The 3,619-nt window shown below is 61.1% G+C and carries 4 protein-coding genes; all 4 read left to right on the forward strand.

Translation table 11 applies throughout. From position 1 onward, the window contains the following. Positions 1 to 28 precede the first annotated feature (28 nt). The 4 genes from AX672_RS18055 (at position 29) to AX672_RS18070 (ending at position 3,482) form a co-directional block, all read left to right on the forward strand. Entirely contained in the window at positions 29 to 697 is a 669-nt protein-coding gene (locus AX672_RS18055) for a hypothetical protein (protein WP_007015737.1), read from the forward strand. A gap of 60 nt (positions 698 to 757) precedes the next feature. Then, positions 758 to 1,387, forward strand: a complete 630-nt coding sequence (locus AX672_RS18060; protein ID WP_007015738.1) for a hypothetical protein — start codon at positions 758 to 760, stop codon at positions 1,385 to 1,387. A 154-nt stretch (positions 1,388 to 1,541) separates the two neighbouring features. After that, complete coding sequence (locus tag AX672_RS18065; protein WP_039330979.1) at positions 1,542 to 2,039, forward strand: hypothetical protein; 498 nt, start codon at positions 1,542 to 1,544, stop codon at positions 2,037 to 2,039. Between the two features lie 177 nt (positions 2,040 to 2,216). Next, entirely contained in the window at positions 2,217 to 3,482 is a 1,266-nt protein-coding gene (locus tag AX672_RS18070; protein WP_007015740.1) for a DUF3422 family protein, read from the forward strand. Positions 3,483 to 3,619 lie beyond the last annotated feature (137 nt).

Consider the following 3,619-nt stretch of genomic DNA (forward strand, 5'->3'; position numbering starts at 1 on the left):
TTCCGGTATTGTTCGTCCTTAGCGTTGCTTGGCGTACCTCCCACGCTATGCCCTCTTCAAGGAGCGCGGCAATACCGACGCCATGATTGTCACGCGCCGTAGCCAGCAGGTCTTCTCAGAAAGTTGCGAGGCTCACGGTGGCACCATCGTCCCGGCCGATGACCTGCGGACCGGGATGTTCCGCAACCGCGTCATTGCCCACCTGACCCGACCCACCGGGTATCGTCATCAATGGCGCGGTGAAGTGGCGATCTGCGACGGCAGCGGAGGCGAGCCGCTGGTGGGGTTCGTGTCTCTCCTGATGGATAATTCGGAGATTTCACGGTCCGGCGATATCGGGAGCCAGGTGATGGGGCGTTTGTTCGGCGGCCTGTCCAACACCACGGCGATTTACCTGTTTCACCCGGATCGACTGCCGACCGTTGCCGATGCCGCTGCGGTCGTCGACGAGGAAGAGCGCCGGATTGCCGCGGTCGAAGAGCGGTTCGAGGCAGCGAGCGAGCGGATCGCGGAGTTCCAGCGGAACCTGGCGATCGGCGACGAAAGCAACTGCGGCACGGTGATCGAGGTTCGCGGCCCCATGGCAGAGATTGCGGTGCCGACCAACCGGCGTGCGCCCAATGGGGAAAGCACCTTCTGGTCGCGGATCGAGCGCCTCGCGCCGCCCGGCTACGCGATCTGCACTTTCGGCCTCTGACGCCCACAGACCCACAATTACACATCCCCACAAGTCCACATTCACGAGGAGGATCAACAAATGCGCATAATCTCAGTCCAGAGCATTGCCGGCGGCACCGGTGTTACCAGCGTTGCCACCGAAATCATCGCCGACAAGCTGCGTGCAAAGGAGGCAATTCTGGCCATCGATCTGGGCAACACCCAAATGCTCGGCCGCAAGAATCTCGGTCGTGGTTTCGAGACGCTGGGTGACGCATCGCTGATCTTCGGCGCATGGCCCGCTGGAGTATGGCTACGGCAGGAAGCCCTTCCGCGACTCTGCCTGTTGGACCTGCGGGAACAGCGGCACCCCTATGATGCATGCGAAGAAGAGGTGCTGCTGGCGCTCACCTGCTATGACAGCGTCGGCGATATTCTCGACAGGTTGCGCGACCAGATGGCCAGTTTCGCCACCCGCTTCGACAGCTGCGTGGTGGACCTGTCCCAGGCGCCCGACCTGCTCAGGCGCCTGTTCATCGCCGTCAGCGACGAGGTGCATTTCTGCGAACGCCTGATGTCAGAATCGCAGACCTGGGAGGCCTTCCGCGAGAAATTCCTCGATGGCGAGGAGTACAAGCCCGACCAGATCTGGATCAAGCACCCCGATCGCGGCGAATGGCGGCCGCAGGTGATCGAGGACTGCCCGGGAATGCGGCTTGTCGATGCCTGATCCTTCATCGGCGTGCGCTGCGGCGGGAGGTCGAGCAAACGGTGTCCACCAAAGGGCCGCCCTCCCCTCGCTTCGGACTGCATCGAAGACCCCTTCGATCGCTCATTGACCTTGGTCCGGCACATACGCAGTCGGAGTGTCGAAGGAGAAAGCGATGCGTACCTCATTCGATCTTGGCAAATTCGATCCCGAGGTCACCTTGATGGATGCCGCCGTCGAAGAGGAGATCTTGCCGACCATGCGAATGGTGGCAAATGCCAGCCTGGGCGTCGAGCCCTTCGACGCCTACTACGCGGCGCAGGAACTGCTCGAGGTGCTGGAGGCGGTCCAGAGAAAGACACCCGGGGCAAAGGTAAGGCTGGCAGGCATTCTTTCGGCGGACTGCGACGATTACCAGCGTTGCCTCTATTACTGCCTCGCTGGGCGAGGAGCTGGCGTTATGCTCCTGTCCCTGTCGTGGCTGGTCCGCATTCTCCGCGGAAGGGCGGGTGCAATGGGCGAAGTCCTGCGAACGAAGGCAGAGGTGGAGCCGCCCTGCCCTCCTTATGTCGCCTCCCAACCTGATGGCCCGGTACCGTCGGCAAGCGAAGATTTCCACCTCGGTCCATCCTGGACCAGGGACCCGTTGACATATGGGCCGATCAAAGATTGAAGCGGCAACTTTGTTGGACGGTCCGGAACGGCAGGTTTTGGGGAGTGAACGAGGGATAGCTGCCCATTGTTGCGGCCATGTCCGATGGCAGCTAGCCGAGATCGATTTTACCGGCATTGCGGCTTCGCGCTTGTTTGAATAGGTCTGGCCCGGAATCCACTGGCGGGGAATGAGGCTATGCGAGAACATGAGTTGCGGCGGCAAGTTGTCAGCGAAATGCATTTGCGTCGCTGGCCGCTGTTGCAACTGCCGGTCGCAGTGTTCCAGTGGGTGCTTGAGGTTGGGCCTGGCGAGCGTGAGGCGGAGCGCTCAGTCTTGTCCGCTCTGTGCGGAAGCCAATCGGATGAAGAGAATCCGCGCCACCTGTCAGGTGCACTCTTTGGCGACGTCTCCTTTACATGGGAGCGACAGAGCGAAGGTTCGACGCTGACAGTGTTTTGTCCGGAACGCGCCATCGAAGTTTTGCTCGACCCCGGACTGGACTCTTCGGTGGGCGAGGCCATTGACTGGGCGGAAACCCTGCCGGGCGCAATCATTCGCGCGACATCGATCTGGGTTGGTGGCGACGAAGCCGAAGTCGAGAGGGCATTGCCGGCGGTTGATTTCAATCGCAGCGAGCTTGTGTCATGCGGCCTCTCCGGGGGAGTGCGTATCTGGTCGGATTTTCGCATTCACCCCGATGGCCGGGGGCGCCTTGTGGTGTCAGCCGGGGAAGTCGACCGGAGTGATCTCACCCGGCAACTGCAGCAATTGCAGGAGCTTGGGAATTACCGCAACAAGGCGCTCTTGGGGCTGCCGGTGGCACAAGAGGCCTGGCCAAGGCTGGACGCGGCCGAACGCGAATTGGCCGCACTTGCCAAGGCCGTAACGTCCTCGGTGGCCTCTGACGATGATTTGCTGGCGCAATTGTCTGACCTCAGCCTGGAACTTTCGACCATTGCCACGTCAATCGGCTATCGCATGAACGCTACCGCAGCCTATTCGCGTCTGGTGGAAGAGAGGCTCGCACAACTTGCTCCGGAACCGATCCGTGGGTTCGCTTCGCTCGTCGACTTCACTGAACGCCGCTTCCTGCCAGCAGCGCGCACCTGCGCCGCCTTGACTGAGCGCGAACGCCAGCTGACACGGCGTGCGCGCCAAATCTCCGAACTGCTGCGCGCCCGCATCGAGACGCGAATCGAGAACCAGAACGCGAAGCTGCTTCGATCGATGGAGCGCAGCACGACGATGCAAGTGCGCTTGCAGCAGATCGTCGAGGGCCTCTCAGTAGTGGCCGTGAGTTATTATGCCATCGGCCTGCTAGGGTATGCCATAAAGGGTGCGTCCCATCACTTTGACTGGGTTGATCCGGAAGTTGCGATCGCTTTGCTGGTGCTGCCGGTCCTGGGATCCGTGTGGTTTGCGCTCCATTCGCTCAAGAAGCGGGTTCTGGGCGGCCATTAACTGCATCCACGCGGAAATTGCGCAAGCGACAGCGCCTGTTACCAGCCTCCAAGCACATTTCATTGTTAAGTTAGCAGGCGAAGGTCGCGTCCGTCAATGTGGTGTAGAATTGGGTGTGGCCAGCGGGCTGCATTTTC

The sequence above is a fragment of the Sphingomonas sp. CCH10-B3 genome, assembly GCF_001556185.1.
In the GTDB taxonomy this organism is placed as follows: Bacteria; Pseudomonadota; Alphaproteobacteria; order Sphingomonadales; family Sphingomonadaceae; genus Sphingomonas; species Sphingomonas aquatica.

What these genes read in the sequence shown, in the direction of transcription:
- AX672_RS18060 (WP_007015738.1), top strand. Translation starts at nt 758, where the DNA reads ATGCGCATAATCTCAGTCCAGAGCATTGCCGGCGGCACCGGTGTTACC.
- AX672_RS18065 (WP_039330979.1), top strand. Translation starts at nt 1,542, where the DNA reads ATGCGTACCTCATTCGATCTTGGCAAATTCGATCCCGAGGTCACCTTG.
- AX672_RS18070 (WP_007015740.1), top strand. Translation starts at nt 2,217, where the DNA reads ATGCGAGAACATGAGTTGCGGCGGCAAGTTGTCAGCGAAATGCATTTG.